The sequence below is a fragment of the Duganella sp. CF458 genome (assembly GCF_900113115.1).
Lineage (GTDB): Bacteria > Pseudomonadota > Gammaproteobacteria > Burkholderiales > Burkholderiaceae_D > Rugamonas.
Genome location: NZ_FOOF01000032.1, coordinates 1 through 23,256 on the forward strand (window position 1 = coordinate 1; position 23,256 = coordinate 23,256).

Below are 23,256 nucleotides of genomic sequence, written 5' to 3' on the forward strand. Positions count from 1 at the left end.
TGCATTAAGCTAACTGATACTAATTGCCCGTACGGCTTGTCCCTATAACCTTGACGGTTATACAGCACTTGCCTGTGTTTGAGACTACACCCCCCACTTTTACTTCTTCCCAGATTGCGCAGCGCGCCAGGCGCGCTGCACACAAGTCATGCTTGATGACCATAGCAAGTCGGTACCACCCCTTCCCATCCCGAACAGGACCGTGAAACGACTTTGCGCCGATGATAGTGCTGCAACCAGTGTGAAAGTAGGTTATCGTCAAGCTAAATATTCCTGGTGACGCGCCCAGCGCGAACCAAGTACCGGTCAGTCTGATGACCATAGCAAGTCAGTCCCACCCCTTCCCATCCCGAACAGGACCGTGAAATGACTCTGCGCCGATGATAGTGCTGCAACCAGTGTGAAAGTAGGTTATCGTCAGACTAATAATTCGAGAGCCCGATTGCGATTGCAATCGGGCTTTTTTGCTTGGCTAGTCGTCGGAAGGCAGCATGTTCATTGACATCGACCTCCCCGGCGCGCCGGATCCGGCGCCGCCTGTCCGTATCTTCCTGCAGCAGTTCAACTGTGCATCGTTTGATGATGCGAGCTTTGCTCGTCATGATATTCATTGTCCCGAGAACATCCAGCGTAGTGTCGTGAAGCGGCGGGCGGAGTATTTCCATGGCCGTTTGTGCGCGCAACGTGCGCTGGCGGCGCTGGGACATACGGGGGTGCAAGTCCTGAGCGGCGGCTCGCGCGAACCGCTGTGGCCGGCTGGCATCCGGGGCAGCATCACGCATAGCGATGCCATGGCAGCTGCCGCGGTCGTGCCGGCAGCCCAATGCCGAGGACTGGGAATCGATATCGCCAGTCCGATTGGTCAGGATGCCTGGAAAGACGTGGTGGGGATTGCGGTGTCCGAACAGGAATACCGGCTATTGGCCGCGATGCCAGCCGAGCTCAATATGGCGAGCTACCTCGCGCTGGTATTTTCTGCCAAGGAAAGCTACTTTAAGGCGCTGTTCGACGAAGTAAGATGCTTTTTCGATTTCGATGCGCTGGCATTCAGCGGCATCGACCTGGAACGCAAGCTCTTGCGCCTGACGGTGACGGGGCAGGTCAGCCCAGCTTTACCGGTCGGTGCGCATTGCATGATGCCGTATCGCCAACTCCCTGAAGGCGATGTGCTGACCGTGTTCAGCTGGCGTTGAGCTCGCCACCTGGATTGGCGACGGTGGCTAGGTAGCCCAGGGTCGGTGCAATCCATTCGATATTATCGACAAAGCGGGCGAGTTCCTGTGCCGTCCCGGCGGCGCCCAGGCAACCGCTCGCATCCAGCAGAAGCAGATTGCACAGCGGTTCGCCGACACGGACCGGGCGCAGCTTGCCGCCCATGATGCGCCATTCCCAATCCCAGCCGATACTGATGGCGGGCAGGCCTTCGCTGGCAAATTCCGTGAAGCCTGAAACCTCATCGTATTTGCCGGCCACCAGCAGGTGCAGCGGAATGGTTTCCAGTTCGGACAATGACAGGCGTATGTAGCCGTCGGTGGAGGTTTTCAACATCATTAATTCTGGGAAATGCGGACACTATAGCGCATTATCCCTGACGTTCCAGTCGAATGTTAAGAATTTTAAGGTGCAGTGCAACATTACCGGTAGCGCTTGGAAAGATGACCGAAGGTATCTTTCTGCCAGTCGGTATTGTCGACGAAGCGTGCCAGCAACTGCCTGGCGGCCTTGGCGCTGATGTCCGCAGCGGCCTCATCATACAAGACCAGGTTGCTGGACGGCGGACCGGTACGCGACAAGGTCAGGCTGGCAGCTTCCAACTGCCAGTCCCAGCCTATCGTCACCAGCGAGGAGGCGTTCACCCACTCCGTATAGCCCGATAGCGTCGTGCTGCAATCGCAGCCTTCGTGCTCGGCGGCCGTGGTGTCATCCAGGCCTGAGACCAGGTGGACCAGGGCCACTTCATGCAGGCGGCTGGCGGGGATGCATACCTGGCCATCGCTCGATACCGTCAGTTCCAACGCGGTGCCGTCACCGGCACCAGGCGCAGCTTGCGTCACGTGCACCCTCCGGGTTCAAGCAACAGCGCTGTCGATTTCAATCCAGCAGGCAAAGATCGGATGGCCGTTGACGATCATCGGTGGGCCGGCACGGTGCGCGTGCACGCCGGTACGGCGCAGCAGACGTTCGATGCCGATCGGCGAAACCGTGATCAGGCGCTTGGCGCCATGGGCGGCGGCATAGCGGATCGATTCATGCAGCAGCTGGGCGGCAACGCTGGCCGAGAACTGCGACAGCGGCGTGACGGTGCCGGCGGCGAAGTCGACCGAGGCGAAACGCGACAGCTCCCAGACGTCCGCGCTGCAAGGCACCGGCTGGCCATTCATCAGCTGCGGGAACACTTCGCCCAGCAGGTAAGGACGGTTGGTCGGGAGCAACCGGGCGCAGCCATTGACCCGACCGTCGTCATCTTGCGACACCACGTACAAGGTGTCGGGCCGGTCGAACTGGTCCAGTTCCTGGCCGTCCTGCAGCTGCAGGTCCCAACCCAGCGTTTCCACGAATACTTTGTTGCGGTAGCAGCCCATTTCAGAAAACAGTTGCTTGGACAGTCCACCGCCGGCAGTGCCAGCTGTTACGTTCATCCTTACCCCACAAGTTCAGTTTGCCGGATCGGCGAAGATGGCTATTTGATCATCTTTGTGAGATGACAATCCACTGTAAGATTTAACAGCTGTCGGATCGGTCCCACACTGTTTTGACTTTCGAAGATCGCGCTGCTATTGTGACAGCAGAAATTCTCAAATTGACAATATTGAATAAACTAGTAATACTGAAGCAACTGTTCGTCACCCCGCCAAAAACGGGCGAAAAGCCGGCGATCATATATTAGTTCGCAGTACCAAGGATGCGTACCTGTCAGAAATGACAGGTCGCCGAAGAGACGGGAACAATGACGTGAGCAGCAAGCTGGTGGACTGGCAGGGCAGGCACGTGGACGCGTTCGCGGCCGCCCGGACCGAGAAAGAATTCTTTGAAGCGTTGAGCCGCGCTGCGCGCGAGCTTGGGTTCGATCATTGCGCTTACGGCATGCGCTTGCCTTTGCCGCTGTCGAATCCGAAGATCATCCTGGTCAACGATTACTCCGAACAATGGCAGCGCCGCTACGCCGAGCAGAACTACCTGGCGGTCGACCCCACGGTGGCGCACGGCGTGCGCTCGGTCTTGCCGGTGATCTGGACCGAATCGCTGTTCGAAAACTGCATGGGATTCTGGGAAGATGCGCGTGCCCACCAGCTCAAGGTCGGCTGGGCCCAGTCTTCGTACGACGCCAACGGCGCGGTCGGCATGCTGACGCTGGCGCGCGGCGGTGAGCCGCTCACGGAAAGCGAGCTGAAAGAAAATTCCATGCGCATGGCCTGGCTGGTGCAGGCCGCACAGGAAGGCATGACGCGCCTGCACCCCAACGTGCGTCCTGTCATACCGGTCGCGGCACTGACGGCGCGCGAGGTGGAAGTATTGCGCTGGACCGCCGATGGCAAAACTTCCGGTGAAGTCGGCATGATCATGTCGATCACGGAACGGACAGTGAACTTCCACATCAACAATGCGCTTGAGAAGCTTGGTGCCGTCAACAAGACGGCCGGCGTGATCAAGGCGGCCATGCTGCGCCTGCTCTGATTTCGTTGCTATTCTGACAAACTGTCAACCTTGACAGTTCTTTCGCCCCCCCACGTTACGGTCTAATCCTCGCCGAGATGCTCCATTTGGAGCGGAGGAGAGACAAGTGTCCCGAGACCTGTGGCCGATCGGCGAACAGCCCCCAGTCGGCGAAGTACCGAAGAACATGTATGCCTGCACCGTCCGGCGCGACCGCTACGGCGAACCCCTGCACAGCCTGCGCATCGAGACCGTGCCCGTGCCCGACATCGGCGATGACGAGGTGCTGGTGTACGTGATGGCGGCCGGCGTCAACTACAACAATGTGTGGGCCGCGCACGGCAAGCCGCTCGATGTCATCGCCATGCGGCAGAAGGCCGGCTGCGCCGACGACTTCCATGTCGGCGGCAGCGACGCGTCCGGCATCGTCTACAAAGTCGGCAAGAACGTCAGCTATCCGCAAGTGGGCGACGAGGTGGTCATCCACTGCGGCACATGGGATGCCGACTGCGGCATGGTGAAAGAGGGCATCGACCCGATGTTCTCGCCTACCTTCTCGATCTGGGGCTATGAGCTGAACTGGGGTAGCTTCGCGCAGTTCACCCGCGTGCAGGCGCACCAATGCCTGCCGCGTCCACGCCACCTGAGCTGGGAAGCATCGGCTGCCTACATGCTGGTCGGCGCTACCGCCTATCGCATGCTGTACGGCTTCCCGCCGAACGTGCTGCGCAAGGGCGAGCCGGTGCTGGTATGGGGCGGTGCGGGCGGCCTGGGGTCGATGGCGATCCAGATCTGCCGCGCCGCCGGCGCATTGCCGGTGGCGGTGGTGTCCGATCCCTCCAAGTTCGAATACTGCATGAACCTGGGCGCCACGGGCTGCATCAACCGCAACGATTTCTCGCACTGGGGCATGCTGCCGCATTGGTCCGACCAGCAGGGCTACGAGCAATGGCTGAAGGGCGCGCGCAGCTTCGGCAAGGCGATCTGGGAAGTGCTGGGAGACAGGCGTGCGCCGGGCATCGTGTTCGAGCATCCGGGCGAAACCACCATCCCGACTTCGCTGTTTACCTGCGCCACCGGCGGCATGGTGGTGACCTGCGCCGGCACCAGCGGCTACAACGCCACGGTGGACGTGCGCTATCTGTGGACGCGCCAGAAGCGCCTGCAAGGTTCGCACTTCGCCAACGACGAACAGTCGCGTGCCTTCAACAACATGGTCATCGACGGCGTGATCGATCCGTGCCTGTCGCGCACTTTCGAATTCCATGAGATCCCGCTGGCGCACCAACTGATGTTCGAGAACGCTCACCCGCACGGCAACATGGCCGTGCTGGTCGGCGCGCCGCAACGCGGCCTCGGCATCTACCAGGAGCGGCCTCACTTGTCGCCACAGGCCAAGGCGGCCTGAGTCCTTGCGCAACGGCGGGGCAACTGCCCCGCCTCACTTCAACTTCAGCCAGAACGCAACTATGTCGCATTCCATCGATCCGGCGGCCCTGCCAGGGGCAGGCGGCGCCCATCCGTTGACTTCCGTCCAGCAGGCAGTCTGGCTGGACCAGGCTTTGCACGCCGCCAGCCCTATTTACAACGTCGGCATCGCCTGGCGGATCGATGGCGCATTCGATCCTGAACTGTTCGGCCGCGCGCTGGCCGATGTGGCCGCGCGCCACGATGCGCTGCGCATGGTCCTGTCGGACGACGGCGGCTCGGCCAGCCAGCGCTTCCTGGACGAATACATTCCAGAAGTGCCGCTGCTGGACCTGGCCGGCGAAGCCGAAGCCGATGCCACGGCAATGGATTACATGGCGAAAGCGTTCGCGCAGCCTTTCGACCTGGCTGCCGGTCCTGCGTGGAGCGCTGAGCTGGTGCGCTCGGCACCCGCACGGCACTACTGGTTCCAGCGTTATCACCACTTGGTGACGGACGGTTTCGGGATTGCCATCATCGTGCACGCGGTGGCAGATGCCTATAACCGCTTGCTGGAAGGACGCGACAGCGCAGCAGTTGCACCTTCCTACCTCGAGTTTGCGGCCGACGACAGCGCCTACTTCGGCTCCGAGCGCTACCAGCGCGACCGCGGTTTCTGGCAGGAGCGCTATCGCCACCTGCCGGCGCCGTTGGCCAGCCGCGCACCGGCGCTGCCGGGTGGCGGGGTGGCGCCAAGCGGTCTGCTGGGATGGACCATCCCGCGCGCGCGCTACCAGGCATATGCGGAGTTCGCGGCAGGCGCGGGCTTGACCATCACCCACCTGATGCTGGCCGCCATCGCCGCCTACTATGCGCGCACCACCGATGCCGGCGAGATCGTGATCGGCGTACCGGTGCATAACCGCGGCAACGCACGCCAGAAGCAGACGCTCGGCATGTTCTCGTCGATGAGCCCGATCGGCGTGCAACCCGATCATGAAGCGCCGCTGTCGGCGCTGATGCGCGAAGTGGCCGCGGAAATGCGCCGCTGCTACCGTCACCAGCGCTTCCCGATCACCGAGCTGAATCGCCATCTGCGCCTGTCGCAGCACGGTCGCAGCCAGCTGTTCGATGTCAGCCTGTCGTCGATGTCGTTCGATGGCGATAACCATTTCGGCAGCGCCACCACCACGGTCATTCCTCTGGACCATGGCCATGAACGCACGCCGCTGGCGATTGCGATCCGCGACCATCATGCCAGCGCCGACGTGCTGGTGGAATTCGTTTACAGCAGTGCCGCTTATGGCGCAGCGGAAGTGGCGCGCATCATCGAAGGCATCGGCTCCTTGCTCGATGGCGCACTGGGCGATCCCGCCTTGCCATTAGCACGCCTGCCGCTGATGAAAGAAGAAGAACGCCGTCGCATCCTGGAAGATTTCAATGCAACGGCACTGGCGTACCCAGCGCACGAAGCGCTGCAGCATCCCTTTGAGCTGCAGGCAGCAGCTACGCCGGAAGCCTGCGCCGTGGTAGCCGACGACGGCCAGCTGACCTATGCTGAATTGGACCAGCGCGCCAATAACCTGGCTATGCAATTGCGCGCCATCGGACTGGCGCCGGACGACCGCGTCGCGATCTGCCTGGAGCGCCGGCTTGACCTGGTGGTGGCGGTGCTCGCGGTACTGAAAGCCGGTGCGGCCTATGTGCCGCTGGACCCGACCTATCCGCAGGAACGCCTGGCGCACATGCTGGCCGACAGCGCACCGCGCGTGGTGCTGGCACATGGCGCAACCCGAGGCAGCTTGCCGGCTGCCGGCATCCCGGTGCTGCTGCTGGATGCCGAGCCGCTGCGCTCTGAGCTGGCCAAGGGCGGTCACGCGGCGCCGCCGCGCGTCGGCGATGCCGGCGCGCTGGCATACGTCATTTACACCTCCGGGTCGACCGGTGTGCCGAAGGGCGTCATGATCGAGCACCGCAATGCACGCAACTTCGTGGCGTGGGCGGTTCAATCTTTCAGTGCGGAAGACCTGGCGCATACCCTGTTTTCCACATCCCTGAATTTTGACCTGGCTGTATTCGAGATCTTCGCGCCGCTTGCCTGCGGCGGCACCGTGCATGTGGTGCAGGATGTACTCAGTGCCGGGCCTCGCTTGCAGGGCATCACCCTGATCAACAGCGTGCCGTCGGCGGTGCAGGGGCTATTGCGTGCGGAAGGAATTCCGTCTTCCGTACGCCAGGTCAACCTGGCCGGAGAACCGCTAAAGCGCGCGCTGGCCGAAAGCATTTTCGCCGGCTCCCGTATTACGGCACTCGCCAACCTGTATGGACCGACTGAGACGACCACCTATTCCACTTGGGTGGACATGCCTCGCGAGCAGGGCTTCGTCAGCGACATCGGGCGTCCGCTTGCAAATTCCCAGGTGTATATCCTGGACAGGTTGCTGCAGCCGGTACCGGTCGGGATCGCGGGCGAAATCTATATCGCCGGCGACGGTGTGGCACGCGGGTACCTGAACCGCGAGCAGATGACGGCGGAGCGCTTTGTCCGCGACCCATTCAGCACCGAGCCGCACGCCCGCATGTACCGCACCGGTGATCTTGGTCGCTGGAGCGCGACCGGGGCCATCGAATACCTCGGCCGCAACGACTACCAGGTCAAGGTGCGCGGCTTCCGCATCGAGCTGGGTGAAATTGAAGCGCGCCTGGCCGGCTGTGATGGCGTGCGTGAAGCGGTCGTCATGGCGCGCGAGGACGCCCAGGGGCAGCAACGCCTGGTGGCCTATTTCACTGCGCAGGGCGAAGTGCAGCCCGAGCCGGCCGCCCTGCGCGCGCAACTGCGCCGCCACTTGGCCGAGTACATGCTGCCCAGCGCCTATGTGTGCCTGGACAGCATGCCGCTGACCCAGAATGGCAAGGTCGATCGCAAAGCCCTGCCTGCGCCCGACCTGGCTGCGGTGGCGGCAAATGCCTTCGTCGCGCCGGTTGGCGTGATCGAAGCAGCCATTGCCGCCATCTGGCAGGAATTGCTGGATGTCGAACGTGTCGGCCGTCACGACCATTTCTTCGAACTGGGCGGGCACTCCCTGGTGGCGATCCAGCTGCTGGCCCGCCTGCGCGAACAGGTCGGTACGGACGTCAGCCTGCGCGAGCTGTTCGACAATCCGACTGTCGAGGCGCTCGCGCGTGTTGCAAGCATGGCACGACGCTCCGCACAGGGACAGATTCCGCAAGTGGACCGCAGCGTGGGGGTTCCCCTGTCCTTTGCCCAGCAGCGCCTATGGTTCCTGGACCGGCTCGATCCTGCCGCAAGCGTTGCCTATCACATGCCGGCTGCCTTGCGCCTGACCGGGAAATTGAGCCACGCGGCGCTGCAAAGCGCCCTGGACCGCGTGGTGGCACGACATGAAATCCTGCGTACCCGCTTTGTCGATGCGGGTGAGCATCCGCTGCAGCGCTTTGCCGCGCCGGGTGTCGGCTTCGCCATGACGGACAAAGACCTGAGCCACCTGGCGCGCGAAGAGCGTCGCCAGCAGGTAGCCGAGATTGCGCGTGCAGAGGCGCGTGCACCGTTCGACCTGTCGCGCGGTCCGCTGATCCGTGGCCAATTGCTGCGTACCGGCGCGGAAGAACACATCCTGTTGCTGACCATGCACCACATCGTCAGCGATGGATGGTCCACCGGGATCCTGGTGCGCGAAGTCAGCATCCTGTACGCGGCCTACCTGCAAATACAACCGGACCCGCTGCCGCCAATGGCAATCCAGTACGCTGACTATGCGGCGTGGCAACGAGGCAGCTTCCAAGGCGATGCGCTGGCGCTGCAATCTGCATTCTGGCGCGACGCGTTGGGCGGAGCGCCCGAGTTGCTGGCGCTTCCGCTCGACCGGCAGCGTCCGTCCGTGCAGGACCATGCGGGTGCGCACCTCAAGTTTGCCTTGCCGGTTGCCGTGGCCGATGGCCTGCGTGCGCTTGGCCAACGCCATGGGACCACGCTGTTCATGACCGTGTTGGCCGGATGGGCCGCCTTGCTTGCGAGGGTGGCGGGGCAGGACGATATCGTTATCGGTACGCCGGTGGCCAACCGCCAGCGCAGCGAGACGGAAGGCCTGATCGGATTCTTTGTCAACATGCTGGCGCTGCGCGTGCGCATGCCCGGCGACCAGACGGTTTCCTCGCTTCTGCAACAGGTGAAATCCGCCTCACTGGCTGCCTTTGAACACCAGGACATGCCATTCGAGCAGGTGGTGGAAGCGCTGCGACCAAATCGCAGCATGGCGTACAGCCCGCTGTTCCAGGCAGTCCTTAGCATGAACAACCTTCCACCGGAAGGATCGTTGTGCTTGCAAGGGCTCGAGATCAGTGGCATGGAACAGTTCGTGTCAACTACGCATTACGACCTGCATTTGGCGCTGACCGATATCGGCGGAACGGTGCTGTGCAAGATTGACTACGCAACCGCATTATTTGATGCCCAGACCATCGAACGGCTGTCTGCGCAATTGCAGGTCTTGTTGGCTGCGATGGCACGCGACGAAGAACAGGTGATATCCGCCTTGCCGCTGCTTGACGATGCGCAGCGTGATGCACTTAGGTCTTTCGGTGATGGCGGCGGTGCATTCGATGATGCATTTACAATTCACGGCCGTTTTGAAGAGCAGGCGGCCGCGCATCCGGATGCTATTGCCCTGACCGTCGACGGCCAGCACATGACTTATGGTGAGCTTAATGCGCAAGCCAACCGCATGGCACATCGCTTGCTGGAACTGGGCGTACAGGCGGATGACCGGGTGGTGATCTGTGCCGAGCGCGGTTTCGGCATGATCGCCGGCCTGCTGGCCATCATGAAGGCTGGCGCAGGTTACGTGCCGCTCGATCCTGTTTATCCGGACGAGCGCCTGGCCTTTATGCTGGCTGACTGCGCGCCGAGCGCGATACTGGCCGATAGCGCGCTTGCATCGCGCCTTGATCTTGATGCTGCGCCTCTGGTGCTCCTGGATGCGGACCATAGCGGCCAGCCGGAATACAACCCGGCGCTGGCAGTTTCGCCCTCTTCGCTGGCTTACGTGATCTACACCTCGGGTTCGACCGGCCTGCCGAAAGGCGTGATGATCGAGCATCGCAACGTGGCGCGCTTGATGACGGCGACCGGCCACTGGTTCGGCTTCGGCCCATCCGACGTCTGGACCCTGTTCCACTCCTTCGCCTTCGACTTCTCGGTGTGGGAAATCTGGGGCGCGCTGCTGACTGGTGGCCGCCTGGTCGTAGTGCCTTACCTGGCCAGCCGCGCTCCGCAGGAGTTCTACTCCCTGCTGTGCAGCGAAGGCGTCACGGTGCTGAACCAGACCCCGAGCGCCTTCCGCCAGCTGGTGGCCGCACAGGGCGACGGCGGTGCCGCCCACCAGCTGCGTTGCGTGGTGTTCGGCGGCGAAGCGCTCGATTTGCCGTCGCTGCAACCGTGGTATCGCCGCGCGCAGAATGCTGCGACGCGCCTGATCAATATGTACGGCATCACCGAAACCACGGTGCACGTGACCTATCGCGAGCTGTTCGAAGCCGATGCGCTGGCCGGTTCCGGCAGCCCGATCGGCCGCCAGATTCCCGACCTGTCGATCCGCATCCTCGACGCGCACGGCCAGCCGGTGCCGGTCGGCGTGGTTGGCGAAATCCACGTCGGCGGCGCAGGCCTGGCCCGTGGTTACCTGAATCGTCCGGAGTTGACTGCCGCACGCTTCATCAACACGCCGGAAGGCCGCCTGTACAAATCGGGTGACCTGGGACGTTGGCTGGCCGACGGCAGCATCGATTACCTGGGCCGCAACGACTTCCAGGTGAAGATCCGCGGCTTCCGTATTGAACTGGGCGAGATCGAAGCCAAGCTGGCAGCCTGCGATGGTGTACGTGAAGCGGTCGTGCTGGCACGCGAAGACCAGCCGGGCGACAAGCGCTTGGTGGCGTATGTCGTGCCAAAAGCTGGCGTAACCCTGGAAGCGGCAACCCTGCGCGCCACGCTGCTGGCTGACCTGGCCGACTACATGGTGCCGGGTGCTTACGTGATGCTGGACGAATTCCCGCTGACCGCCAACGGCAAGCTGGATCGCAAGGCGCTGCCGGCGCCGGACGAATCTGCGCTTAGCCGCCGCGAGTACGAAGAACCTCAAGGCATACTGGAATCTGCCTTGGCAGCGGTGTGGCAAGAGCTACTGGGCGTAGAGCGCATCGGCCGCCATGACCACTTCTTCGAGCTGGGTGGCCACTCGCTGCTGGCCGTACAGATGCTGGGCCGCCTGCGTCAGTCGCTGCGCGTCGAAGCAAGCTTGCGTGAGCTATTCGCACAGCCGCAACTGGCGGCCTTTGCGGCTGTGCTGCGTCGTAGCGATGAAGACACTATTACGCTGGCAGACCGCAGCAAGCCGGTGCCACTATCTTTCGCACAGCAGCGCCTGTGGTTCCTGAACCAGCTTGACGGCGCCGCGAGCGCGGCCTATCACATGCCGGCTGCACTGCGCCTGCGCGGCAAGCTGGATCGTCAAGCGCTGCAGGCTGCACTGGATGCTGTCGTTGCGCGCCACGAAAGCCTGCGTACTACCTTTGTCATGGAAAGCTCCATCGCGGTGCAACGCTTTGCGCCTGCCGATTGCGGCTTTGGTTTGACCGAGCGCGAGATGAGCCGCCTGCAAGGCCATGAGCGGGAGCTGGCGGTGGAACTGGCGATTACCGACGAAGCAAGCACGCCGTTCGACCTGGCGGCTGGCCCATTGGTGCGCGGTTGCCTGCTGCATCTCTCAGAGACCGAGCATGTATTGCTGGTGACCCAGCATCACATTGTTACCGACGGTTGGTCGATCGGCGTGCTGGTTCGAGAAGTGAGCGCGCTGTACGCCGCCTTCATCCAGGGACAAGCAAACCCGCTGCCGCCGCTGGCAATTCAGTACGCCGATTACGCTGCCTGGCAGCGTGGATGGCTGGAGGGCGACGCCCTGGCGCAACAAACCGGGTTCTGGAAGGACTACCTGTCGGGGGCACCGGCGTTGCTCGAGTTGCCAACAGACCGTCCACGTCCAGCCACGCAAAGCTACGAAGGCGCAAGCGTGCACTTCGCGGTGCCTGCCGAACTGGCCAGCAGCCTGCGTGCGATGAGCCAGCGTCACGGTACTACGCTGTTCATGACGATGTTGGCCGGTTGGGCGGCATTGTTGGCACGCCTGTCGGGCCAAGACGATATCGTGATCGGAACGCCTGTGGCCAACCGACGTCGTGCCGAGACGGAAGGGCTGATCGGCTTCTTCGTCAACACGCTGGCGCTACGCGTGCGCCTGGGCGAAGGACTGGATGTGGCATCGCTGCTGGAGCAGGTGAAAGCCAGCACCTTGGAGGCATTCGAGCATCAGGATCTGCCGTTCGAACAAGTGGTTGAGGCGGTGCAGCCTGCACGCAGCATGGCGTATAGCCCGCTGTTCCAGGCAATGCTCAGCATGAACAACACTCCTGCATCTGCATCTTTGTCACTGCCAGGGCTGGATGTGGAAATGCTGGAGCAGCCTGGCAATACCACGCAGTTCGACCTGCACCTGGCGCTGACCGAGAACGGCGACGAGATTGGGGCACGTATCGATTACTCGAGCGCGCTGTTTGAACGTGCCAGCATAGAGCGCATTGTCGGTCACTTCCAGGTACTGCTGGCGGCGCTCTCGTCGAGTGCTGACGATGCAGCGGCGGCGCGCCTGTCGATTATGGACGATGCGCAGCGCTCGCAAGTGCTGTTCGGCTTCAATGCGACCGAAGCGGCTTATGACGGCACGGTCCTGCTGCACCAGATGCTGGAAGAGCAGGTGGTACGTGAGCCAGAGGCAGTTGCCGTGGTATTCGACGAACAGCAGGTCAGCTATGCCGAGCTGAATGCCCGCGCCAATCGCGTGGCACATCACTTGATCGGCATGGGCGTGCAGGCGAACGACCGCGTCGCGATCTGCGCCGAGCGCAGCATCGAGATGGTGGCAGGCCTGTTCGGCATCCTGAAAGCTGGGGCGGGCTATGTTCCGCTCGATCCATCCTACCCGGCAGACCGCCTGGCGTACATGCTGGCCGACTGCGCGCCGAAAGCGGTTCTGGTTCAAGGCGCGCTGGCGGAAAGCCTGTCATGCGGCGCGACGAAGGTCCTGCTGGACCGCTTCGCTGAGGGTGCGGAACATAATCCGGATGTGGCGCTGGACGCGAACAGCCTGGCGTACGTGATCTACACCTCCGGTTCAACCGGCCAGCCAAAAGGCGTGATGAACGAACATGGCGCAGTGGCCAACCGCTTGCGCTGGATGCAACAGGAATTCGCGTTGAACGCGGCTGACTGCGCGCTGCAGAAAACCCCGTTCGGTTTCGACGTTTCGGTGTGGGAGTTCTTCTGGCCGATGCTGGCCGGGGCCCGCCTGGCAATCGCCCGTCCGGAAGGCCACAAGTCGCCAGACTACTTGCGCGAGCTGGTCGATAGCGCTGGCGTCACCACACTGCACTTCGTGCCGTCGATGCTGCAGGTATTCGTGGATGCCGCAGGAGATTGGCAGGGCACCGGCCTGCGCCAGGTGTTCTGCAGCGGCGAGGCGCTGCCGGCGCAACTGCGCGCTCGCTTCCGCCAGCAATTCCCACAGGTGGCACTGCATAACTTGTACGGCCCGACCGAAGCTGCCGTCGACGTGACCTGGTTCGACTGCTCGGAAGAAGCCTGGCCGAGCATCGTGCCAATCGGCCGTCCGATCGCCAACACCAGCATGTATGTGCTGGATGCACATGGCCAGCCGGTTCCGGTAGGCGTGGCAGGCGAGCTGCATATCGGTGGCGTGCAGGTGGCCCGCGGCTATCTGAATCGCCCGGAGCTGACTGCGGAACGCTTTGTTCGTGATCCGTTCAGCGCAGCAGCAAATGCACGCATGTACAAGACCGGCGACCTGGGTCGCTGGCTGCTGGACGGGAATATCGAATACCTGGGACGCAACGATTTCCAGGTGAAGATCCGCGGCTTCCGTATCGAATTGGGCGAAATCGAAGCCAAGCTGGTGGGCTGCGAAGGCATCCGTGAGGCGGTCGTGCTGGCGCGTGAAGACCAGCCGGGCGAAAAGCGCCTGGTGGCCTACCTGCTGGCCGACGGCGAGATCGACCAGGCAGCGCTGCGCGGCGCATTGCTGCGCGAACTGCCGGAACACATGGTACCTGCCGCTTTCTTTGCGATGACCGAATTCCCGCTGAACCCGAACGGCAAGCTGGATCGCAAGGCACTGCCGGCACCGGATGCATCGGCACTAAACCGTCGCGAATTTGAAGCACCGCAAGGCGAACTGGAATCGACCCTGGCCGCAATGTGGCAAGAGTTGCTGGGCGTGGAACGCATCGGACGCCATGACCACTTCTTCGAACTGGGCGGTCACTCTCTGCTGGCCGTACAGATGCTGGGCCGCCTGCGTCAGTCGCTTCACGTGGAGGCCAGCTTACGCGAGCTGTTCGCACAGCCGCAACTGGCGGACTTCGCGGCTGTGCTGCGTCGTAGCGATGAAGACACTATTACGCTGGCTGATCGCAGCAAGCCGGTGCCACTGTCTTTCGCCCAACAGCGCCTGTGGTTCCTAAACCAGCTTGACGGCGCCGCTAGCGCGGCCTATCACATGCCGGCAGCACTGCGCCTGCGCGGCAAGCTGGATCGTCAAGCGCTGCAGGCTGCACTGGATGCCGTCGTCGCGCGCCACGAAAGCCTGCGCACATTCTTCACGGTCGAGGGTGGCGAACCTGTGCAGCGCTTCGTTCCAGAGCAGTGCGGTTTTGCCATGGCGGAACGCAGCCTGGCGCATTTGCATGGCCACGAGCAGGAGCTGGCGCTGGAAATGGCGATTGCAGATGAGGCAAGCGCGCGTTTCGACTTGGCGGCCGGACCGCTGGTACGCGGTTGTCTGCTGCGTCTCTCGGACGATGAGCATGTCCTCCTGATCACCCAGCATCACATTGTTACCGACGGTTGGTCGATCGGCGTGCTGGTTCGAGAAGTGAGCGCGCTGTACGCCGCCTTCATCCAGGGACAAGCAAACCCGCTGCCGCCGCTGGCAATTCAGTACGCCGATTACGCTGCCTGGCAGCGTGGATGGCTGGAGGGCGACGCGCTGGCGCAACAAACCGCGTTTTGGAAGGAACGCCTGTCGGGGGCACCGGCATTGCTCGAGCTGCCAACAGACCGTCCACGTCCAGCCACGCAAAGCTACGAGGGCGCAAGCGTGCACTTCGCGGTGCCTGCCGAACTGGCCAACAGCCTGCGTGCGCTGAGCCAGCGTTACGGTACTACGCTGTTCATGACGATGCTTGCCGGTTGGGCGGCATTGTTGGCACGCCTGTCGGGCCAAGACGATATCGTGATCGGAACGCCTGTGGCCAACCGACATCGCGCCGAGACGGAAGGGCTGATCGGCTTCTTCGTCAACACGCTGGCGCTACGCGTGCGCCTGGGAGAAGGCCAGGATGTGGCAGCGCTGCTGGAGCAGGTGAAAGCCAGCACCTTGGGGGCATTCGAGCATCAGGACCTGCCGTTCGAACAAGTGGTTGAGGCAGTGCAGCCTGCACGCAGCATGGCGTATAGCCCGCTGTTCCAGGCAATGCTCAGCATGAATAACACTCCTGCACCTGCAACTCTGTCACTGCCAGGGCTGGATGTGGAAATGCTGGAGCAGCCGGGCAATACCACGCAATTCGACTTGCACCTGGCGCTGACCGAGAACGGCGACGAGATTGGGGCACGTATCGATTACTCGAGCGCGCTGTTTGAACGTACCAGCATAGAGCGCATTGTCGGTCACTTCCAGGTACTGCTGGCGGCGCTCTCGTCGAGTGATGGCGATGCAACGGTGGCGCGCCTGAGCATCATGGACAACGCCCAGCGCTCGCAAGTGCTGTTCGGCTTCAATGCGACCGAAGCGGCTTATGACGGCACGGTCCTGCTGCACCAGATGCTGGAAGAGCAGGTGGCACGTGAGCCAGAGGCAGTTGCCCTGGTATTCGGCGACCAGAAGGTCAGCTATGCCGAGCTGAATGCCCGCGCCAATCGCATGGCACATCACTTGATCGGGATGGGCGTGCAGGCGAACGACCGCGTCGCGATCTGCGCCGAGCGTAGCATCGAGATGGTGGCAGGCCTGTTCGGCATCCTGAAAGCCGGTGCCGGATACGTGCCGCTCGACCCGTCCTACCCGGCAGACCGCCTGGCGTACATGCTGGCCGACTGCGAACCGAAAGCCGTTCTGGTGCAAGGCGCGCTGGCCGAGAGCCTTGAATGCGAGGCGCCGAAGGTCCTGCTGGACCGCTTCGCTGAGGGTGCGGAACATAATCCGGATGTGGCGCTGGACGCGAACAGCCTGGCGTACGTGATCTACACCTCCGGTTCGACCGGCCAGCCCAAGGGCGTGATGAACGAACATGGCGCTGTGGCCAACCGTTTGCGCTGGATGCAACAGGAATTCGCGTTGAACGCGGCTGACTGCGTGCTGCAGAAAACTCCGTTCGGTTTCGACGTTTCTGTGTGGGAGTTCTTCTGGCCGATGCTGGCCGGGGCCCGCCTGGCAATCGCCCGTCCGGAAGGCCATAAGTCGCCGGACTACCTACGCGAGCTGGTCGATACCGCTGGCGTCACCACGCTGCACTTCGTGCCGTCAATGCTGCAGGTATTCGTGGATGCCGCCGGCCATTGGCAGGGCACCGGCTTGCGCCAGGTGTTCTGCAGCGGCGAGGCGCTGCCGGCGCAACTGCGCGCCCGCTTCCGCCAGCAATTCCCGCAGGTGGAACTGCATAACTTGTACGGACCGACCGAAGCTGCCGTCGACGTGACCTGGTTTGACTGCACCGAGGAAGCCTGGCCGAACATCGTGCCAATCGGCCGTCCGATCGCCAACACCAGCATGTACGTGCTCGATGCACATGGCCAGCCGGTTCCGGTAGGCGTGGCAGGCGAGCTGCATATCGGTGGCGTGCAGGTGGCTCGCGGCTATCTGAATCGCCCGGAGCTGACTGCTGAACGCTTTGTTCGTGATCCGTTCAGCGCAGCAGCAAATGCACGCATGTACAAGACCGGCGACCTGGGGCGCTGGCTGCCGGACGGGAATATCGAATACCTGGGCCGCAACGACTTCCAGGTGAAGATCCGCGGCTTCCGCATCGAACTGGGCGAAATCGAAGCCAAGCTGGTGGCCTGCGAAGGCATCCGTGAGGCGGTCGTGCTGGCGCGCGAAGACCAGCCAGGCGACAAGCGCCTGGTTGCCTACCTGCTGGCCGACGGCGAGATCGACCAGGCAGCGCTGCGTGGTGCATTGCTGCGCGAGCTGCCGGAACACATGGTACCTGCCGCTTTCGTTGCGATGACCGAATTCCCGGTGAACCCTAACGGCAAGCTGGATCGCAAGGCACTGCCGGCACCGGATGCCTCGGCACTGAGCCGTCGCGAATACGAAGAACCTCAGGGTGAACTGGAGTCGACCCTGGCCGCAATGTGGCAAGAGCTGCTAGGTGTGGAGCGCATCGGACGCCATGACCACTTCTTCGAACTGGGCGGTCACTCTCTGCTGGTAGTCCGCGTCATCGGAGAACTGAAACAGCGGGGTTGGCAAGCAGACGTTCGAAGTGTATTCAGCAATCCAACCGTTGCGTCGCTGGCGCAAGTGATCCAGGCCGCTGCGAGCGCTTACTCGATCGACGTGCCGCCTGCAATGATCCCGGCAGGCTGCGAAGAAATCGAACCAGCAATGCTCCAGATGGTGCGCCTGGAACCAGAGGATATATCGGCGATTGTCGCCCGAGTTCCCGGTGGCGCAGGTAATGTGCAAGACGTCTATCCGCTAGCGCCACTGCAGCAAGGCATCCTGTTCCACCATTTACTGGACGGGCAGGGCGACACCTACCTGCTGCGCACCATCCTGGAATTCACCAGCGCCGCATCGCAAGATGCATTTATGGCCGCGCTGCAGGCCGTGGTGGCTCGCCACGACATCCTGCGTACCTCGATGGCGTGGCAAGGGCTGGCGCAGCCGGTCCAGGTGGTTCAACGACATGCGCAAGTTCCGGTGCGGGACGTGGCCGTGATTGACGGTGAACCGGCCTTCAACGCACTGGTACGCAGCAGCAATCCGCTGAACGTCCGCCTCGACTTGTCGCAAGCGCCACTGGTAGCCGCTTACCGCGCGCGCGATGAAGATGGCCGCGTTTACCTTGCACTACTGAGCCATCACCTGATCGGCGATCACGTAACGATGGAGGCCGTGGTCGGCGAAGTAATGTCCTTGCTTGAAGGGCGTGAAGCAGGCTTGCCGGCGCCGGTGCAATACCGCGACTTTATCGCTGGGCTGTTGGCGGCGCGCCAACCAGACCACGCCGCATACTTCCGCAATCTCGTGGGCGATGTCAGTGAGCCATGCCTGCCGTTCGGCTTGCAGTCCGTTCGCGTGGATGGCGAGCCAGCGGGCCAGCATACAGTGAATCTGGATGCGGGAACGTCGATCCGCATTGCCTCGGCTGCGCGTGCTGCGGGCGTAACCGCAGCGGCGTTGTTCCATCTGGCCTGGGCCCGAGTTCTGGCGGCAGTGTCGGGGCGCACTGACACGGTGTTTGGAACGGTGCTGTTGGGCCGGATGCGCGCAGGCGACGCTGCCGGCGCGCTCGGCATGTTCATCAATACCCTACCTGTAAGGCTGGAAACGGGCGCCGGCACCAGTGTCGCCGACGGCGTGCGCCAGGCATTTGCCCAACTGAGTGGCCTGCTGCAGCATGAACAGGCTTCGCTGACCGATGCCCAGCGCTGCGCCGCGCTGCCTGCGGGAACACCGTTGTTCTCGTCGCTGTTGAACTACCGCCACAGCACTCCTGCTACGGAGCGCGTGCAAGCCTTGGCCAATCATGGAATACGCCTGAAGGCCAGCGAAGAGCACCTGAGCTACCCTGTCGGCGTCAACGTCGATGACTTCGGCGGCAGTTTCGCCATCACAGCACATTGCCAGGGCGTCGCGCCATCGCGCGTGGCCGCCATGCTGGCGCATGCCATCGATGCACTCAGTATTGCCCTGCTGGACGCTCCGGACAGCGCGCTGGCGGAAATCCCGGTGATCCCACCGCAGGAGCTGGCGCAGTTGACCCTCGCGTTCAACGACACGTCCCGACCTTACCCGGCAGGCAGCACCGTGCACGCGGTCTTCGCCGACGTGGCTCGCCGCTTCGCGGATTCGGTGGCTCTGGTAGAGGGCGAAAGCCGCATCACTTATCAGGAGCTGGACCAGCGCGCCAACCGTGTTGCACAGCGACTGCTTGCCCTCGGCGTGCAGCCCGATGATCGCGTTGCAATCCATGCCGAGCGAAGCGCGGCGATGGTTGCCGGCCTGCTCGGTATCTTGAAGGCCGGTGCTGCGTACCTGCCGATCGATCCCGCCTATCCACAGGAACGCATCGCACTGATGCTGGCCGATGCGATGCCAAAAGCATTGTTGTCCTTGCATGGCAGCGTGGGTAGCGAAGGCTTGCCTGAGATCGTGCTTGACGAAGCATGCCTGACTGAAGGCCCATGCGGTGAGCCGTCCAGCTCAGCCGGACCCCAGAGCCTGGCTTACGTCATGTACACCTCCGGTTCCACCGGTATCCCGAATGGCGTCACGGTCGAACACCGCAGCGTGCTGCGGCTCGCCGTCAACGCCGGTTTCGCGCCGTTGACGGAAGCCGACTGCGTCGCACATTGCGCCAGCCCTTCGTTCGATGCAAGTACCTGGGAATTGTGGGCGCCGCTGCTGTGCGGAGCTCGGGTGGTACTGGTGGCGCAGGAAGACCTGCTGCGTCCCGAACGACTGGATGCCGTGCTGGCGAAGGGCGGCGTGAATGCAATGTGGTTGACGGCTGGCCTGTTCAACGAGTACGTCGATGCACTCGAATCTGCGTTCGGTCGCCTCAAGTACCTGCTGGTTGGCGGTGACGCACTCGACCCACGTACGATCCGCCGGGCCCAGTCCAAAGCCGTTCCGCCGCTGCACATCATCAATGGCTACGGCCCGACCGAGACTGTGACTTTCGCGTGCACCTACGATATCCCGGCGCTGGCACCCGAAGCGCGTTCGGTACCGATTGGGCGCCCAATTGGAAATACGCAGGTCTACGTGCTGGATGCGATGGGCCGTCCGGTACCGATCGGCGCAACCGGTGAGATTCATATCGGTGGCGCGGGCGTCGCACGCGGCTACCTTGGACGTCCGGAGCTGACGGCCGCACGCTTTGTGGCGGATCCGTTCTCCTGCGAGCCCGGTGCGCGCCTTTACCGCACCGGCGACATGGGCCGCGTCTGCGAGGACGGCCTGATTGAATGCCTGGGCCGTATCGATACCCAGGTCAAGATCCGTGGGTTCCGTATCGAGACCGGTGAGATCGAGGCCCGCCTGGCTGCGTGCGAAGGTGTACGTGAAGCTGTCGTACTGGCCCGCGGCGATGGGCAGGAAGGCAAGCGCCTGGTGGCTTATGTCCTGAGTGATGTCCGGGCCTCATTGGCGCCGCAGCAGCTGCGCCAAGCCGTCGCGGCGGCGCTTCCTGCCTATATGGTCCCGGCTGCATTCGTCGTACTCGATTCCTTCCCGCTTACGGCAAACGGCAAGCTGGATCGCAATGCCTTGCCGGAACCGGGTGCGGAAGCAATGGCACTGCGGGAATACGTCGCTCCTCAAGGTGCGGTCGAACGTGCCTTGGCCGCCATCTGGAGCGACATGCTGGGCGTCGCGCATGTCGGCCGCCAGGACAACTTCTTCGAGCTGGGCGGGCATTCGCTGATGGCGATCCAACTGCTCGATAAGGCACGCACCGCCTTCCAGGTCGAACCGGCATTGAAAGACCTGTTTGAAAGCCCTGTGCTGGCGGACCTGGCGGCTCGCATATCAACCCTGCAGTACGAGCACTTCCTCGGTGCGTCGCAAGACGAACTGGAACAAGAACTTGGTTCGCTCAGCGAGAGCGAACTGTTGGCAATCCTGGCAGCGGAAAGTGGCAACAAATGAACACGGCTCAACTAGACAAACTGCGTCAAGAAATCATCCAGCAACGCCTGCGCAAGCAAATGGCCGCCCAGGGCGGCGTTGGCGAGTCCGGAATTCCGAGCGCTGATCGCAGCAAGCCTCTGGCTGCTGCCCCCGCGCAGCAAAGACTGTGGTTCCTCGATCAGCTGGATAAAGAGCAGGGCGCCGCATATCACATACCTGCCGCATTGCGCCTGAAAGGCAGGCTGGACGTGTTGGCACTCCAGGCGGCGCTGGACCGTATCGTGGATCGCCATGAAGTGCTGCGCACGGTCTTCACCCGCGGTGAAGATGGGCGCGCAATGCAGTCCTTCCAACAGGATGCGCGATTTGCGCTGGAAGCACGCGATCTTGCCGCAAGCGCGGATGGTCTTGCCCAGGCAATCGCGCAAGCCGCCAGTGAAAAATTCGACCTGGAGCGCGGCCCGCTGGTGCGTGGTGTTCTGTTCCGCATTGCCGCTGATGATCATGTGCTTCTGGTGACCATGCATCACATCGTCGCTGACGGTTGGTCGGTCGGCGTTCTGCTGCGTGAGGTTGCGGCTTTGTACGGCGCCTTCAGCCAGGGACAAGTCGATCCATTGCCTCCTTTGCAAGTCCAGTACGCGGATGTCGCTGCGTGGCAGGCAGAGCGACTGGATGAAGCGGCGCAGGCCCGGCAGCTTGCTTTCTGGTCTGGTGCGCTGGCTGGTGCTCCATCCTTGCTCGAACTGCCTCTCGATCGCCAGCGCGCCGCCCAGCGCAGCAGTGCCGGCGGACACTTGCGCTTCGCTGTCGATGGTGCCGTGGCCGGGCGCTTGCGCGAGTTGTCTCGCCGGCATGGCGTCACCATCTTCATGACGCTGTTCGGCGCATGGTCGGTGTTGATGGCGCGTATGTCGGGCCAGGACGATATCGTCAGCGGCACGCCGCTGGCCAACCGCCAGCGCGGCGAAACCTCGCCCTTGCTGGGGTTCTTTGCCAATACAGTGGCGTTGCGCGTCAATACTTCGGAAGCTACTGTCGGCAGCCTGCTGGCCCAGGTCAAGGCGTCGATGCTGGAAGCATTTGAACATCAGGACCTGCCTTTCGAGCAGGTGGTGGAAGCACTGAAGGTCGAACGCAGCCTGGCCTATAACCCTGTATTCCAGGTGATGTTCAGCATGAACAATGCACCGGCCAGCAGTGAACTGAGCCTCCCGGGTTTGGTGATCGAGCAGTTCGACGTACCGCGCGCGACGACGCAGTTCGACCTGAACCTGGCGATGCGGGATGACGGGGGAGAATTGTCCGGAAGTCTGGACTTTGCTACTGCGCTGTTTGATGCCGCAACCGCGCGACGGTTTGCCGAACGCTTCCAGGTGCTGTTGGCCGCCTTATCCAGCGCGGCCGATGACGCGATTGTCGCGACCCTGCCGGTGATGTCGGTCCAGGAAGAGGAAGAAATTTTGGCTCGCTACGGCGCTTTGGGTGGCGAGTATGACGCGGCATTCACCATCCATGGCCGCTTCGAAGAGCAGGTCGCTGCGCAGCCGGACGCGATTGCGCTGACCATTGACGGCCAGCCGATGACTTACGGCGAGCTGAATGCCAACGCCAACCGCATGGCGCACCGTTTGCTGGAGCTGGGCGTGCAGCCGGACGACCGTGTCGCCATCTGCGCGGAACGCGGTTTCGGTATGATCGCCGGCCTGCTGGCCATCATGAAGGCTGGTGGAGGCTACGTGCCGCTCGATCCTGTCTATCCGGATGATCGCCTGGCCTTCATGCTGGGAGACTGCGCACCGCGCGTGGTCCTGGCCGATAGCGCGCTGGCTTCGCGCCTCGACGTGGGAGCAGCACCGCTGATGCTGCTGGATGACGACTTCGGCGTGCAGCCGGCACACAACCCGGCGTTGGAGGTGTCGCCTTCCTCGCTGGCTTACGTGATTTACACCTCGGGTTCGACCGGCCTGCCGAAGGGCGTGATGATCGAGCACCGCAACGTCGCGCGCCTGATGACGGCGACTGACCACTGGTTCGGCTTCGGCCCATCCGACGTCTGGACCCTGTTCCACTCCTTTGCCTTCGACTTCTCGGTCTGGGAAATCTGGGGCGCGCTGCTGACCGGTGGCCGCCTGGTCGTGGTGCCGTACCTGGCGAGTCGCGCACCGCAGGAGTTCTACTC

General features: G+C 62.8%; 8 protein-coding genes and 2 rRNA genes. 7 read left to right on the forward strand and 3 right to left on the reverse strand.

The features are described from left to right. The first annotated feature begins 151 nt into the window (after nt 1-151). The 3 genes from rrf (BM269_RS28520) to BM269_RS28530 all read left to right on the forward strand — a co-directional run bounded on the left by rrf (BM269_RS28520) (nt 152) and on the right by BM269_RS28530 (nt 1,193). Nucleotides 152-264 (forward strand): 5S ribosomal RNA (gene rrf, locus BM269_RS28520). 46 nt (nt 265-310) lie between these two features. Continuing rightward, a 5S ribosomal RNA gene (gene rrf, locus BM269_RS28525) occupies nt 311-423 on the forward strand. A gap of 68 nt (nt 424-491) precedes the next feature. Continuing rightward, entirely contained in the window at nt 492-1,193 is a 702-nt protein-coding gene (locus BM269_RS28530) for a 4'-phosphopantetheinyl transferase family protein (protein WP_090445899.1), read from the forward strand. On the opposite strand, the gene BM269_RS28535 is transcribed toward BM269_RS28530, so the two are convergent. The 3 genes from BM269_RS28535 to BM269_RS28545 form a co-directional block, all read right to left on the reverse strand. Further along, nucleotides 1,180-1,551 carry a DUF4902 domain-containing protein gene (locus tag BM269_RS28535; protein WP_090445902.1) on the reverse strand — a complete coding sequence of 124 codons (372 nt, stop codon included), beginning with the start codon at nt 1,549-1,551 and terminating at the stop codon, nt 1,180-1,182. The two genes, BM269_RS28530 and BM269_RS28535, sit on opposite strands and share 14 nt — an antisense overlap. 83 nt (nt 1,552-1,634) lie before the next feature. Further along, nucleotides 1,635-2,054: a DUF4902 domain-containing protein gene (locus BM269_RS28540; RefSeq protein ID WP_170860511.1), complete on the reverse strand. Its 420-nt coding sequence runs from the start codon at nt 2,052-2,054 to the stop codon at nt 1,635-1,637. Nucleotides 2,055-2,069: 15 nt separating this feature from the next. Next, a complete protein-coding gene (locus tag BM269_RS28545; RefSeq protein WP_090445904.1) occupies nt 2,070-2,639 on the reverse strand; it encodes an acyl-homoserine-lactone synthase in 570 nt (189 codons plus the stop codon). A gap of 313 nt (nt 2,640-2,952) precedes the next feature. On the opposite strand from BM269_RS28545, the gene BM269_RS28550 reads away from it, so the two are divergent. From BM269_RS28550 to BM269_RS29285, 4 genes are all read left to right on the forward strand, one after another. Next, nucleotides 2,953-3,675, forward strand: a complete 723-nt coding sequence (locus BM269_RS28550) for an autoinducer binding domain-containing protein (RefSeq protein ID WP_229204834.1) — start codon at nt 2,953-2,955, stop codon at nt 3,673-3,675. A gap of 106 nt (nt 3,676-3,781) precedes the next feature. Then, nucleotides 3,782-5,062: a crotonyl-CoA carboxylase/reductase gene (ccrA, locus tag BM269_RS28555; RefSeq protein WP_229204835.1), complete on the forward strand. Its 1,281-nt coding sequence runs from the start codon at nt 3,782-3,784 to the stop codon at nt 5,060-5,062. A 61-nt stretch (nt 5,063-5,123) separates the two neighbouring features. Next, nucleotides 5,124-21,092, forward strand: coding sequence for a non-ribosomal peptide synthetase (locus tag BM269_RS28560; RefSeq protein ID WP_090445909.1), 15,969 nt, complete (start codon nt 5,124-5,126; stop codon nt 21,090-21,092). 59 nt (nt 21,093-21,151) lie between these two features. Then, a partial coding sequence (locus BM269_RS29285) for a condensation domain-containing protein (protein WP_229204836.1) occupies nt 21,152-23,256 on the forward strand: 2,105 nt, incomplete at its 3' end.